This window comes from Azospirillum sp. UENF 211521 (assembly GCF_058780535.1).
This window is the reverse complement of record NZ_JBSNCF010000001.1, coordinates 648,765-661,253: the sequence shown is the minus strand read 5'-3', so window position 1 is coordinate 661,253 and position 12,489 is coordinate 648,765. Positions and strand designations below refer to the sequence as shown.

Genomic DNA, 12,489 nt, shown 5'->3' with positions numbered 1-12,489 from the left:
GGCCTATGCGTGAAGGCGTTTATTTTGCGATTGCGAATTTGCATCTGCGAAGTAAATCCACTGCTTGGCTTCGCTTAAGACCCCGTGATTTTTTCTTTGACCGCCAAACTGCGATGAATCAGCCTTGCCGACAGAAAGCCGCTCCATTGGACCGCAGCGTTTCGGTGGTGACCTGGACGGGCTCGACATCGTACGTCCTGAGCTGGTTGCGTGTCGGCGCACGTGGCCCGCTTGTCGCACCGGCGCCGGGCGTACACCCGAGGCGCCTGAGCGCGCCGGCGGACGGACGGCCAAAGTGTAGCCCCCGTTCCGCGATGGCCTCGTCGCCGATCAGGATGCCGGGCGTCGCACGGATCAGTGCGACCTCGGTAGGCTCAGGTTGGAGCAACGGGACACCCAGACCGCCTCGCCGATGATCCCAGCGGGAAAACGGACACCGCGGTACGGGGTGGTGGACATGCCCAACACCCTGCCATGCCGGACCGTTCACCACCAACCTGACAACACCCCGCTGGACGCCTCGAAAAACAGTAGCGCTGTCGGTGTTCCCGTGATTCCCTTGGTTTGAAGTGGGATCTGGAGGGAGCATGGCCAGATCATCGACGCCTCCATCGTGGAAGCGCCCCGGCAGCGGCTGAACCGGGAGGAGAAGCGCCAGATCCGTGACGGTGAGCCCCCTTACCCTGGCCGCCGGAAGGCGCGCCAGAAGGACACGCAGGCGCGCGTGGTGGAGGGGCTTCTGATCCTGGCGTTTGGCTACAAGTCGCACATCGCCATCGACTGCCGGTTCGGTCTGATCCGGCGCTTCATCGTCACCGGCGCGGCGCGGCACGACGGCGCGCAGTTGCCGGGCCGGCTCAACCCCGACGCCTTCGACAGCCGGGTGTGGGCGGACAGCGCCTACCGCTCGAAGGCCAACGAGGCGGCCATCGCGGCGGCGGGGCGCCGCAGCATGGTGCATTTCCACAAGCCGAAGGGCCGACCGATGCCGGAGCCACACCAGCGTGCCAACCGTGCCCGCTCGGCGGTGCGCTCGGCCGTCGAGCACGTGTTCGCCGACCGGAAGGTGCGCATGGCGCTGTTCATCCGCACCATCGGCCTGGGTCGCGCGACGGTGAAGATCGGTCTCGCCACCCTCGCCTACAACTTCCGGCGTCTGATCGGCCTGAGGGGCGAACTGCGCCCGGATAGCGGCAAAACCGCCGCATATTTCCGCCTTTTCAGCCAAAATCCACAGTTCAGCCCCCCCAAAGAACGCCGCCTTCCCGTCCGTGCGGCTCTTTCATCGGCATCAACCCGCGCTCAGGAGCAGTCTATCGAGGTGTTCGGGTGATCGTCGGTCCCGACGGCCAGGACCTGACCGCCCGGCCGCGTGTCGACGAGGCGCTGGTCAAGGCGCTGGCCCGGGCGCATCGCTGGTGCCGGCGACTCGCCTCGGGGCAGGTGGCGTCGGTGTCGGATCTGGCCACCGAAGCCGGCCGCACCAAGGCCTACATCCGCCAGATCCTGAGGCTGGCCTTTCTCGCCCCCGACCTCGTCGACGCCATCCTGCGCGGGGAGCAGCCGCTCCGCCTCACCCTGGCCACGATGCTGGAAACCGACATCCCGCTGGCCTGGAACGAGCAGTGCCGGCTCCTCGGCTTCCCTTCCCGCTGATCGTTTCCCGATCCGGGAAAGAGCGCGGCGTCCCCTCGGGGCGCCGCGCTCTTTCGTCAGTGCCACTCACCCAAACCTTGGGCGGCGCTGTCGGGCTATCGTGGTCTTGGCGGGAACGCGGCGGCTCCGGTCATGCGCGGAGCTTCCCCAAACCGGGAGACAGCGCCACGGCAGGCGAGTAACCTTTCGCGCCCGAAAGGGAAGTCGATCCCGGACCGGCGGAGAAAAACGGGCACAGACCGGCCAAACAGCGCGGCTTATGGCCCATTACAGGGTCGATGTCTGGGAAAGTATAAGGCTAACCGCCCGGAAGTACGGCGGTATCTCGCTTCTGCTGACGCCACAGAAAAGTCAGCAGGAAAAACTGGCGGAGGGAGAGGGATTCGAACCCTCGATACCCTTTTGGGGTATACACACTTTCCAGGCGTGCGCCTTCGACCACTCGGCCACCCCTCCGCAGAGGCCGCGTTTATATCCAGCCCGAAGGCGGTGCGCAAGCCCCTGAAATCACTTTTTGGAAAAATCTTGCACCGCCTTATGGATGATCCGCCGGGCGGAGCGAAACCTCCCCTCTCAGCCGAGACCGCACTCAGCCGAGACTGCGGACCAGATCGGCCACCGTACGGCACAGCAGATCGATGTCCTGGTTGCGCGACAGGCGATGGTCGCCGTCCTTCACCAACGTCACCCGCACGTCCGCGCTGCTCAGACGGTCGGCGAGCGTCAGGCTGACCTGCCAGGGCACGTCGGGATCGGCCATGCCATGCAGCAGGCGCACCGGCTTGTCGAAGGCGATCGGCTGGCGCAGCAGCAGGTGGTCGCGCCCGTCCTCGATCAGGGCGCGGGTGATCGGCTGCGGCTCCGGCCCGTAGTCGGAGGGGCGCAGCCAGCGGCCCGTCTCCAGGATCTCGCGGCGGACGGACTCGTCGAAGAGGTCCCACATCAGGTCCTCGGTGAAGTCCGGGGCGGCGGCGATGCCGACCAGCCCGGCCACCCGCTCCGGGCGGCGCAGCGCGGTCAGCAGCATCATCCAGCCGCCCATCGAGGAGCCGACGAGGATCTGCGGCCCCACCGTGACGCGGTCCAGGACGGCCAGCGCGTCGTCGGCCCACAGCCCGATGGTGCCCTCGTCGAACCGCCCGCTGGAGGCGCCGTGGCCCTGGTAGTCGAAGCGGGTGAAGGACAGCCCCTCGCCCGCCGCCCATTCCTCCAGGGCGAGCGCCTTGGTGCCGGTCATGTCCGACATGAAGCCGCCGAGGAACATCACGCCGGGGGCCAGACCTTCCGGGTCGCGACCGGGGGTGTGACGATAGGCTATGGTCGCGGCGCCGCGCTTCAGGCTATGGTGCGCGCCGCCCGGCAACGGGACGGGGCCGGCTGCGGGTTCGGTCATTTCGGACACCTCTGTGGGCCAGGACTTTAGGAATCTGTGACTATGGACGTCGAATCCCAGCTTAGCACCGGCGAGGACCCGCGCAACCCGGCCGACGCCTTCGCGAAGGGCGCCTTCGCGGCCGCCGGACGCCGGCCCGTCGTTCTCCAGGTGCTGCCGGCGCTGGTCACCGGCGGGGCCGAGCGCGGCTGCATCGACGTGGCGCTGGCGCTGGCCCAGGCCGGCGCGCTGCCGCTGGTGGCGTCCGAAGGCGGGCCGATGGCCGCGGAGCTGGACCGCGCCGGCATCCGCCACATCACCCTGCCGCTGGCCTCCAAGAACCCGCTGGTCATCCGCCGCAACGCGCGCAAGCTGGAGGCGATCATCCGGGAGAACGGCGTGGACATCGTGCACGCCCGCTCCCGCGCCCCGGCCTGGAGCGCCTGGCTGGCCTGCCAGGCGACCGGCACGCGCTACATGACCACCTTCCACGCCCCGTACAATTACAAGAACGGGCTGAAGCGCTGGTACAATTCGGTGATGGCGCGGGGCGAGCGGATCATCGCCATCTCCGGCTTCATCCGCCGCCACATCCTGGAGAATTACGCGGTCGATCCGGCGGTCATCCGCACCATCCACCGCGGCATCGACCCGCTGTCCTTCGCGCCGGAGCGGGTCAGCTCCGCCCGCATGATCCAGCTCGCCCAGAAATGGCGGCTGCCCGACGACAAGCCGGTGATCCTGCTGCCCGGCCGCCTGACCCGCTGGAAGGGCCAGACGGTGCTGATCGACGCGCTGGCGAAGCTGGGGCGCAAGGACGTCTGCGCACTGCTCGTCGGGTCCGACCAGGGTCGCACCGGCTACCGGCAGGAGTTGGAGGAGCAGGTGCGCCGCGCCGGGTTGGAAGGCGTCGTCACGATGACCGACCATTGCAACGACATGGCCGCCGCCTACCGGCTGTCGACCGTCGTCGTCTCCGCCTCGCAGGAGCCGGAAGCCTTCGGGCGGGTGATCGTCGAAGCCCAGGCCATGGGCCGCCCGGTGATCGTCTCCGCCATCGGCGCCTACCAGGAGACGGTGATTCCCGGCGAGACCGCCTGGGTGGTGCCGCCCGCCGATCCCGACGCGCTGGCCAAGGCGCTGGACGAGGCACTGTCCCTGACGACGGAGCAGCGCGACGCCATCGGCGCCCGCGCCCGCGCCTTCGTCGCCGAGCGCTACACCAAGCAGCGCATGTGCGCCGACACGCTGGCCGTCTACGCGGAGCTTCTCGCCGAGCCCAAACACGCTGGGCCCGGGCGCGGCCCGCAAGGCCGCTGAGCCGCCGCCCCGCCTTCCCCGCCCGACACACCACCGGACCCCATGACCGACATCGTCCAGCTTTCCGGCATCGCCCCCGTCATCGACCGTTACGACGGGGTCATCCTCGACCTGTGGGGCGTCCTGCACGACGGCGAGCGGCCCTATCCCGGCGTGCCGGAGTGTCTGGACCGGCTGCGCGCGGCGGGCAAGGTGATCTGTCTGCTGTCCAACGCGCCGCGCCGCACCGGCGGCGCCATCGCCAAGCTGGAGGGCATGGGGATCGGGCGCGAGCGCTATCACCACGTCATGACCTCGGGCGAGGCCACCTACGAGGCGCTGCGCGACCGCGAGGACCCGTGGCACGCAGCGCTGGGCCGGCGGCTGCACCACATCGGCCCGGACCGCGACATGGACGTGTATGAGGGGCTGGACTACACGCCCGTCGCGTCGCCGGACGAGGCCGATTTCGTGGTGAACACCGGCATCGTCGATTTCGGGGAATCGCTGGCGGTCTACGAGCCGGCGCTGGAGGCCTGCCGCCGCCGCAACCTGCCGATGGTCTGCGCCAACCCCGACCTGATCGTGATGGTCGGCGAGCAGATGGTCATCTGCGCCGGCACGCTGGCCCAGCGCTACGAGGAGATGGGCGGCGACGTGTTCTGGCACGGCAAGCCGCACGCCCCGGTCTACGACCGCTGCCTGTCGCTGATGGGCGTCGAGGACAAGCGGCGCATCCTGGCGGTGGGCGACAGCCTGCGCACCGACGTGGCCGGAGCCAACGCCGCCGGGATCGACGTGGCGCTGGTCACCTTCGGCATCCATCGGGAAGAGCTGGGCGGCGCCTGGGGCGATGCCGTCGACCCGGCCAAGCTGGCCGCGGCGGCCGCCGCGTCCGGCCACCGGCCGACCTACGCCCTCCCCAGCCTGCGCTGGTGAGCGGGGGCGAGCGCCACCCGCCTCTCAGTCGAATGGCGGGATCGCGTCGTCCATCGCCTTGCGCAGGATGCTGGACGGTCCGTCCTCGGAAAAACCGCGGCTTCCGATGGCGTTGCGGAAATAGCTGACAATGAAGACGCGGATGGAGGCGGTCAGGTTCGCTTCGCCGCGCCTTTGATCAATCTGCGTGCAGATGTCGTTGAGCGACAGCCCCTCACGTTCGCAGATTTCCTTCAAGGAGTCCCAAATATAGGGCTCCATCCGAAGACTGGTGCGTCGGCCGGAAACCTTGACGTTGCGACAGACCAGGACCGGCCCTTCCTTGTTCCCCTGTCTGCCCGCCATATCGTTGCCCTGGTCCCCTGCCGTTGCGGAAAGGCGCTCGCGTTTCCGGCGAATATACATTCACTTGTATGATGATATTGCAAGCGGCGTGTGGGCACAAAGCCAATTTCGACCGGGGGTCGCGATCCCGGTTCGGGGTTCACCGTTCCTGCCATCGCGCGCGGCGCCGGCCGGGGCAAAAGCCGCTTCCCTTCGTCGCCGGCTTCGCTGTACCAGTGCCTGGACGAACCGGCACAAGCAGTGGTGGTCACTTCCGGTGGAGAACGAGCGATGGTGCGACCGGCGGCATGGGGGATCGCGGCGACGCTGATGTTCGGGCTGGCGCCCGTGTTGGCTCCCGTTCCGGCCGCCCGCGCGTCCGACCTGCCGATCGACCGCATCCGCGCCGAGGTGTCGCGCCTCGTCCCGCCGCTCTGGACCGTCGAGGACGTGACGGCGGAGCCGGTTCCCGCCCCGGCCCCGGACGGCAAGTCCCTCGACGGTAAAGCCCTCGACGGCAAGACCGCCACGAAATCCGCCGACTCGCGCGCCGCCGTCCGCATCGCGGCCAAGCTGCGGCTCGCCCAGCCGACCTACGCTGTGGAAAGCCGCGACGGCGCCGTGACCTTCATCCGCCCCGTCGCCGAGGCCGGGCTGGAGAAGACGCTCGCCGCCACCGCGCTCGCCACGCTCGGCCCCAACGGCTGGAGCGCGCGCATCGAGCTGCGCAACCCGGAGGTGCTGGAGGGCATCGGCCAGCCGCTGGAGGAGCTTCCCGGCCGCCCGGTGCTGGCCGGCTCCGCCGAGGCCAACCGCCTGCGCGAGCAGATCGCCCGCGACGCCGAGGCCCGCGGCGCCGAAGAGGACGCCCGCCGCCGCCGCGAGGAGGATCTGCTCGCCCGGCAGGCCGCCGCGACCAAGGTCGAGGAGGAGCGCGCCGCCGCCGAACGGCGGCAGGAGGAGGCGCGCGCCGCGCGGATCGCCGGGCTGCGCGCCCGGATCGCCGGCCCCGACCGCCCGGCGCGGATCGCCGCCTTCGAAGCCGCGCTGGGCGGCAACGACCCGTCGCTGCGCCAGATCGCCCTGGAAGCGGCGCTGCAGAGCCGCGACCCGGTGCTGGGCAATCTGGCGCTGAAGGACTGGATCGCCCGCAGCAAGGCGGTGCCGGTGCAGCTCTACGCGACGAAGGAGGACCCGCATTCGGAAACGGTGCTGAACAACCTGGGTCCGCTGACGCTGGAGATCGATTCCGTCAATCCGGTCAACGGCGCGTTCGCCGGGCGGCTGGGCGCCCCCGGCTACAGCATCGCCAAGCCCTCCGCCGCCATTGGCGCGCTGGCCCAGACCACCCTGACGGTGAACGCCTACGGCTGCGCCCTGTCGCTGCGCCTGACCGAGCAGCAGACCCTGGACGGGCTGTTCCGCTGCCAGACCCTGCCCGCGCTCGTCGCCCGCGTCGTCGTGGATTGAGGCGGCGGATGCGCCGGATCGTCCTTTGCCTCCTCGGCCTGCTGGCGCTGTTCGGCGGCCCTTCGGCGCGGGCGGACGAGGCCGAACCGACCGTCACGCCGCGCTCGCCGCCGACCGCCGTGCTGCCCCGGTTGACCCCTTTGGGAATGGTGGGGAAAGCGGCGCCGCAGGGGCTGGCGCCGTTGCTTCCCGTACCGGCGCTGACCGCGCCCGCGCCGTCAACAGCGACGCCGGCGGCAGCAACGGCGGAACCGGCCACCGCCGCCGCTCCCGCGGCGGAGCCTCTGGTGCCGACCGCCCCCGCCCCCATCGCCGCCCCTCTGCCTGCCCGCAAGCCAGCTGCCCCCGCCCCCACCCTCCCGGCAGTCGCGGAAAGCGCGCCTGCGAACCGCTTCAAGGGCGGCTACGCCAAGGCGTCGAAGGAGGACCGCGGCTGCGCCCTGCCCGGCCATATCACCGAAGAACGCGGCGCCGACACGCGCCGCCCGGCCATCGCCGCGGGGACAAGGGTGCGCATCCGCGCCGCCGCGAACCTGCGCGTCGCCCCCTTCTGCGACGCCAAGGTGGCGGACGTCCTGGAAAAAGGAGAGACGGTCACCGTGATGGCCGCCTTCGGGTCCTGGTACGAGGTCGGGCGGAACGGGCGGTCGCTGGGCTTCGTCGGCGCGTCCCTGCTCGCCGGGGCGAAGGGCCGTTAGCCTTTCACCCGCGCCGCCTCGACCATGAAGCGGCGCCAGATTTCCGCCGGGACGGAACCGCCGGTCACCCCCTTCATCGGCGTGTTGCCGTCATTGCCGACCCATACCCCCACCGTCAGCGCACGCCCGGCCACGCCGTCGGCGAAGCCGATGAACCAAGCGTCCCGGTAGTCGTTGGTGGTGCCGGTCTTGCCCCCGGTCCCGCGCTTGGCGAGCGCCGCCGGCAGGCGGGCCGTCCTGCCGGTGCCGTCCCGCATCACCTCGCCCAGCATGGCTTTCAGGGTGGCGGCGGTCTGCGGATCGATCACCCGGTCCGCCTTCGGCGGGGTATAGCTGTAAATGGTCCGCCCGGCAGGATCGCCGATGCGCTGGAACAGGTGGCCGCTGACTTTGCTGCCGCCGTTGGCGACCACGGCGTAGGCCTGGGTGATCTCCAGCAGCGACACCTCGCTGACCCCCAGCGCGAGGCCGAGATCCGGCTCCAGCGGCGACTCGACGCCGAGACGGCGGGCGGCCTCGGCGACCTCCTCGGCGTGGCCGCGGGTCAGCCGGGCCGACGCCGTGTTGGTCGAATGGGCGAAGGCCTCGGCCAGAGTCAGCGACGACGGGTAGCGGTTGTCGAAGTTGCGGATGGCCCGCCCGTCGGTGAACTCCATGCGCGAGCCGTCCACCAGCGACGCCGGAGTCAACCCGCGCTCCAGCGCCGCGAGGAAGACGAACAGCTTGAAGGCGGAACCGGGCTGACGGCGCGCCTGGAGCGCGCGGTTGAAATGGTCGCGTCGGGCCGCCGCGTCGCGCCCGCCGATCATCGCCAGGATGGCGCCGTCGCCGTCCAGAGCGACCAGCGCGACCTCAGCGTCGCCCAGGCTCTTGGCGTGGCGCGTCAGGGTGGTCTCCACGCTGCGCAATGCGGCCGCCTGAAGGTCGCGGTCGAGCGTGGTCCGCGCGGTGAAGGTCGGCCCTGGAAGGTCGCCGCCGTAGCGGTCGGCGGCGAAGCGGTCGAAGCGGGCCTTGGCCGTCTCGCGGAAATGGCCGGTGGACAGGACCGCCGCCTTGTTGGCGGCGGCCAGCATCGGGCGCTGGCGCTTGGTCTGCTCCGCCGTGCGCTCGGTGATGAAGCCGGCGTCGGCCATGGCGTCGAGCACCAGGGCGGCCTTCGCCTCCGCCTTCTCCAGGTCGGCGAAGGGGTTCAGGCGGGAGGGGGCGGGCAGCGCGCCGATGAGCATCGCCGATTCCTTCAGCGACAGCTTGCCCGCCGGCTTGCCGAAGAAGACGCGGGCCGCGGCGTCCACGCCGTACGCGCCGAAACCGAAATAGGCGCGGTTGAGGTACAGGTACAGCACGTTCTTCTTGCCGAGCTGCTCCTCGAAGTCGCTGGCGCTGTACAGCTCGTACGCCTTGCGGGACCAGCGGTTGTAGCGGTTGAGAAAGATCAGCTTCATCGTCTGCTGGGTCAGCGTGCTGCCACCCTGGCTGAAGCGGCCGGAGGTCACCGCCACGGCCAGCGCGCGGGCCAACCCCTGGAAGTCGATTCCGTCATGCTCCAGATAGCGCCGGTCCTCCTTGGCGATCAGCGCCTGGATCAGGTGCTTCGGCAGCTTCTCCAGGGTCAGCGTGTCGCCGTACGTCTCGCCGATCGACCCGATGAAGCGTCCCTGGCGGTCGAGGAAGCGCACGCCGTGGCCGCGGTTGTAGGACAGCACGTCGTCGACGGTGCGGAATTCGTCCCCGAACAGGTCCATGGCCCTGGCGGAGGGCGGGGCGGACAGGCCGGACAGCAGCGGCAGCGCGAGCGTCACAGCCAGGGCGGCGCGGCGGAACAGGGAGGGTCGGGGCATCGGCCGTATGGTGGAGGCGGAACGAGCCTCACGTCGGCGCGCCGCCCCGCTTGCGCAATGCCGCTACCCCGTAATTGCAAAACGGCCCTGCCGTTCAACAAAAAAGCCCGCCGGAACCGGCGGGCCTTTTGGGGGGACGCGTGTGCTCTGCCGAAGGCGGCCGGGCCTTCGCGCCGAAGGGTCACCTCGGCGCCAGGACCATGACCATCTGGCGGCCTTCGAGCTTCGGCATCTGTTCGACCTTTGCCAACTCGTCCAACTCGTTGCGCACGCGGACCAGCACGTTCATGCCAAGATCCTGGTGCGCCATCTCGCGCCCGCGGAAGCGCATGGTCACCTTGACCTTGTCGCCCTCCTCAAGGAAGCGGCGGGCCGAGCGCATCTTCACGTCGTAGTCGTTGTCATCGATGTTGGGTCGGAGCTTGATCTCCTTCACCTCGATGATCTTCTGCTTCTTGCGCGCCTCGGCGGCCTTCTTCTGCGCCTCGTACTTGTACTTGCCATAGTCGAGAATCTTGCAGACAGGAGGCTCTGCCTGAGGAGCGATCTCGACGAGGTCGAGGCCCGCATCCTCAGCGGCCAGCAGCGCATCGCGCAGCGAAACGACGCCCACCATCTCGCCGTCGGCACCGACGAGACGGATCGAGCGAGCCGTGATCTCCCGGTTAACCCGCGGTCCATCGCGGGTCGGAGCGGCTTCGGACGGTATCCTGGCTATGGACGCTTCTCCATGACTGGAAACCCACCGGGGCGCGACCTCCCGGAGGAAGGCCCGCCCGGCCGGTGCGGTCGGTTAGAACGGCGAATCGAAGGCGGCGACGCCCGCGGGGGACCGCGCCTCCTCACTCAGTTTATTGAGAGCGGCGTCGAGGGCAAGAACTTCCTGGTCCTTACCACCGAGGGTACGCAGCGCGACCGTCCGCTCCTCCGCCTCGCGCTTGCCCACAACCACCAGGACGGGAACCTTCTGAAGGCTGTGTTCGCGGACCTTCAGGTTGATCTTCTCGTTCCGGGTGTCGAGTTCGGCACGGATGCCGCGGCGCTTCAGCAGGCTGACGACCTCCTGCCCATAGCCGTCGGCCTCGTTGGTGATGGTGCAGACCACCGCCTGGACCGGGGAGAGCCACATCGGGAACTTGCCGGCGTAATGCTCGATCAGCATGCCGATGAAGCGTTCCAGCGAGCCCAGGATGGCCCGGTGCAGCATCACCGGACGGTGGCGGGCGCCGTCCTCGCCGATGTAGGAGGCGTCGAGCCGCTCGGGCAGCACGAAATCGAGCTGCAGCGTGCCGCACTGCCAGGTGCGCCCGATGGCGTCGGTCAGGTGGAACTCCACCTTCGGGCCGTAGAAGGCGCCCTCGCCCGGCAGCTCCTCGAACTCCAGGCCGGCGGAGCGCAGCGCGGTGCGCAGCCCCTCCTCCGCGCGGTCCCACACCGCGTCGTTGCCGGCGCGCACGTCGGGGCGCAGGGCCAGCTTCACCGCGATCTTGTCGAAGCCGAGGTCCCGGTAGACGCCGAGCTGGAGCTTGAAATAGTCCGCCGCCTCGGTCGGCACCTGATCTTCCGTGCAGAAGATGTGGGCGTCGTCCTGGGTGAAGGCGCGCACGCGCAGGATGCCGTGCAGCGCGCCCGACGGCTCGTTGCGGTGGCAGGCCCCGAACTCCGCCATGCGGATCGGCAGGTCGCGGTAGGAGCGCAAGCCGTGCTTGAAGATCTGCACATGGCCCGGACAGTTCATCGGCTTGATGCCGAGCATCTTCTCGCCGTCGTCGGCCGAGACCTTGAACATGTTGTCGCCATACATGTCCCAGTGGCCCGACGCCTTGAACAGCGAGCTGTCGATGAGCTGCGGCGTCTTGACCTCGACATAGTCCGCCTGGCTCAGCTTGGTGCGGATGTAGGTCTCCAGCGTGCGGAACAGCGTCCAGCCCTTCGGGTGCCAGAAGACCGAGCCGACGGCCTCCTCCTGCACGTGGAACAGGTCCAGCTCCTTGCCCAGCCGGCGGTGGTCGCGCTTCTCCGCCTCCTCCAGTTGGTGCAGGTAGGCCTTCAGCTCCTTCTCGTCGCGCCAAGCGGTGCCGTAGATGCGCTGGAGCATCGGGTTGCGGCTGTCGCCGCGCCAATAAGCGCCGGCCACCTTCATCAGCTTGAAGCCGTTGCCGACCTTGCCCGTCGTCGGGGCGTGCGGACCGCGGCACAGGTCCAGCCAGTCGTCCTGGCGGTAGACGCTGATGTCCTGGTCCGCCGGGATCGCCTCGATCAGCTCGGCCTTGTAATGCTCGCCGAGCGTCTTGAAGTAGGCGACCGCATCGTCGCGGGTCCAGACCTCGCGCACGATGGGAACGTCCTTGGCGACGATCTCGCGCATCTTCGCCTCGATCTTCGCCAGATCGTCGGGCGTGAAGGGCTCCTCGCGCGCAAAGTCGTAATAGAAGCCGTTGGCGATCGCCGGACCGATGGTCACCTGCGTGCCCGGATAGAGCTTCTGCACGGCGTCGGCGAGGACGTGGGCGGCGTCGTGACGGATGACCTCGAGCGCGTCCGGATGACTGCGCGTGACGATCTCGATCTTGGCGTTGGTGGTGACGGTGGTGGTGAGGTCCTTCACCTCGCCGTCGAGCTTGACGGCAAGCGCATCCTTGGCAAGGCGCGGTCCGATCGACTGGGCAATCTCAAGCCCCGTCACCGGCCGGTCGAACTCCCGCACGCTGCCGTCGGGCAGCGTGATGGCGATGTTGGACGTCACCGAAGTCACCATTTGACTGTTTGCATCGCACCCGGCGGATGCCGGGAGGCGAAATCTCTAATGCGGGCGGGCTTTCTGTCAAGGGCGCCGGGGGCATTTCCGGCGCGAATCCGCCGCCCGAACGGCGAATTTTCTTGCAAAATGAAT

The 12,489-nt window shown here is 69.1% G+C and carries 11 protein-coding genes and 1 tRNA gene; 6 read left to right on the top strand and 6 right to left on the bottom strand.

All coding sequences use genetic code 11. From position 1 onward, the window contains the following. The first annotated feature begins 574 nt into the window (after positions 1-574). Together ACWPN5_RS03110 and ACWPN5_RS03105 are read left to right on the top strand one after the other, a co-directional pair. Positions 575-1,333 (top strand): transposase, encoded by a 759-nt coding sequence (locus ACWPN5_RS03110; RefSeq protein WP_492296349.1) that lies wholly within the window; start codon positions 575-577, stop codon positions 1,331-1,333. Next, positions 1,330-1,656: a hypothetical protein gene (locus tag ACWPN5_RS03105; protein ID WP_247888603.1), complete on the top strand. Its 327-nt coding sequence runs from the start codon at positions 1,330-1,332 to the stop codon at positions 1,654-1,656. Before ACWPN5_RS03110 ends, ACWPN5_RS03105 begins: the two co-directional genes overlap by 4 nt. A gap of 365 nt (positions 1,657-2,021) precedes the next feature. Here the strand turns inward: ACWPN5_RS03105 and ACWPN5_RS03100 are convergent. After that, positions 2,022-2,112, bottom strand: a tRNA-Ser gene (locus tag ACWPN5_RS03100). Positions 2,113-2,245: 133 nt separating this feature from the next. Further along, positions 2,246-3,049 (bottom strand): alpha/beta hydrolase, encoded by an 804-nt coding sequence (locus ACWPN5_RS03095; protein WP_492294176.1) that lies wholly within the window; start codon positions 3,047-3,049, stop codon positions 2,246-2,248. Between the two features lie 42 nt (positions 3,050-3,091). Here ACWPN5_RS03095 and ACWPN5_RS03090 point away from each other — a divergent pair, with 42 nt between their 5' ends. Both ACWPN5_RS03090 and ACWPN5_RS03085 read left to right on the top strand, forming a co-directional pair. Further along, entirely contained in the window at positions 3,092-4,348 is a 1,257-nt protein-coding gene (locus tag ACWPN5_RS03090; protein WP_492294174.1) for a glycosyltransferase family 4 protein, read from the top strand. Between the two features lie 42 nt (positions 4,349-4,390). Further along, a complete protein-coding gene (locus ACWPN5_RS03085) occupies positions 4,391-5,266 on the top strand; it encodes a TIGR01459 family HAD-type hydrolase (RefSeq protein WP_145682323.1) in 876 nt (291 codons plus the stop codon). A 24-nt stretch (positions 5,267-5,290) separates the two neighbouring features. On the opposite strand, the gene ACWPN5_RS03080 is transcribed toward ACWPN5_RS03085, so the two are convergent. Next, positions 5,291-5,611: a ribbon-helix-helix domain-containing protein gene (locus ACWPN5_RS03080; RefSeq protein ID WP_145682324.1), complete on the bottom strand. Its 321-nt coding sequence runs from the start codon at positions 5,609-5,611 to the stop codon at positions 5,291-5,293. 270 nt (positions 5,612-5,881) lie between these two features. Here ACWPN5_RS03080 and ACWPN5_RS03075 point away from each other — a divergent pair, with 270 nt between their 5' ends. After that, on the top strand, positions 5,882-7,060 hold the full coding sequence (locus ACWPN5_RS03075; protein WP_492294172.1) for a hypothetical protein: 1,179 nt from the start codon (positions 5,882-5,884) through the stop codon (positions 7,058-7,060). A gap of 8 nt (positions 7,061-7,068) precedes the next feature. Continuing rightward, positions 7,069-7,758 carry an SH3 domain-containing protein gene (locus ACWPN5_RS03070; RefSeq protein WP_145682326.1) on the top strand — a complete coding sequence of 230 codons (690 nt, stop codon included), beginning with the start codon at positions 7,069-7,071 and terminating at the stop codon, positions 7,756-7,758. On the opposite strand, the gene ACWPN5_RS03065 is transcribed toward ACWPN5_RS03070, so the two are convergent. The 3 genes from ACWPN5_RS03065 to thrS all read right to left on the bottom strand — a co-directional run bounded on the left by ACWPN5_RS03065 (position 7,755) and on the right by thrS (position 12,354). Beyond that, entirely contained in the window at positions 7,755-9,596 is a 1,842-nt protein-coding gene (locus tag ACWPN5_RS03065) for a transglycosylase domain-containing protein (RefSeq protein ID WP_492294170.1), read from the bottom strand. The two genes, ACWPN5_RS03070 and ACWPN5_RS03065, sit on opposite strands and share 4 nt — an antisense overlap. Before the next feature lie 181 nt (positions 9,597-9,777). Beyond that, positions 9,778-10,305, bottom strand: a complete 528-nt coding sequence (gene infC / locus ACWPN5_RS03060) for a translation initiation factor IF-3 (RefSeq protein ID WP_038529535.1) — start codon at positions 10,303-10,305, stop codon at positions 9,778-9,780. Positions 10,306-10,389: 84 nt separating this feature from the next. Continuing rightward, positions 10,390-12,354 (bottom strand): threonine--tRNA ligase, encoded by a 1,965-nt coding sequence (gene thrS / locus ACWPN5_RS03055; RefSeq protein WP_492294167.1) that lies wholly within the window; start codon positions 12,352-12,354, stop codon positions 10,390-10,392. Positions 12,355-12,489: the final 135 nt, after the last annotated feature.

Bases quoted from the DNA above. Each gene is read 5' to 3' on its own strand.
- ACWPN5_RS03065 (WP_492294170.1), bottom strand. From the start codon at position 9,596: ATGCCCCGACCCTCCCTGTTCCGCCGCGCCGCCCTGGCTGTGACGCTC.
- ACWPN5_RS03075 (WP_492294172.1), top strand. From the start codon at position 5,882: ATGGTGCGACCGGCGGCATGGGGGATCGCGGCGACGCTGATGTTCGGG.
- ACWPN5_RS03095 (WP_492294176.1), bottom strand. From the start codon at position 3,049: ATGACCGAACCCGCAGCCGGCCCCGTCCCGTTGCCGGGCGGCGCGCAC.
- ACWPN5_RS03085 (WP_145682323.1), top strand. From the start codon at position 4,391: ATGACCGACATCGTCCAGCTTTCCGGCATCGCCCCCGTCATCGACCGT.
- ACWPN5_RS03080 (WP_145682324.1), bottom strand. From the start codon at position 5,611: ATGGCGGGCAGACAGGGGAACAAGGAAGGGCCGGTCCTGGTCTGTCGC.
- thrS (WP_492294167.1), bottom strand. From the start codon at position 12,354: ATGGTGACTTCGGTGACGTCCAACATCGCCATCACGCTGCCCGACGGC.
- ACWPN5_RS03070 (WP_145682326.1), top strand. From the start codon at position 7,069: ATGCGCCGGATCGTCCTTTGCCTCCTCGGCCTGCTGGCGCTGTTCGGC.
- ACWPN5_RS03090 (WP_492294174.1), top strand. From the start codon at position 3,092: ATGGACGTCGAATCCCAGCTTAGCACCGGCGAGGACCCGCGCAACCCG.